The following is a 244-nucleotide window of genomic DNA, read 5'->3' on the forward strand; positions in this document are numbered from 1 at the left end:
TCTATACCCGGACCGTGGCGGATTACGTGCGGCACGTACGCCTGGAAACGGCGCGCAACCTGTTGCGGAAGACGGATATGAACATCAGCGAGGTGGTTTATTCCGTGGGTTTTAACAGCAGGAGTTATTTCTCGAATATATTTAAAAAGCAATACGGCCTCAGCCCCAGCGATTTCATCAGCAAACTCAGGCGGACGGGTTCGGATTAGCGTATGAATCGCACCTAGATTCGGCGACCTGTTTT

General features: G+C 51.2%; 1 protein-coding gene. It reads left to right on the forward strand.

Going from position 1 to position 244, the window contains the following annotated elements:
* Nucleotides 1–209 (forward strand): helix-turn-helix domain-containing protein (locus ACRHNM_RS17835; RefSeq protein ID WP_431137979.1); only part of this gene is annotated, 209 nt, incomplete at its 5' end.
* Nucleotides 210–244 lie beyond the last annotated feature (35 nt).

It is taken from the genome of Psychroserpens mesophilus (assembly GCF_050617655.1).
GTDB lineage: Bacteria > Bacteroidota > Bacteroidia > Flavobacteriales > Flavobacteriaceae > Psychroserpens > Psychroserpens mesophilus_A.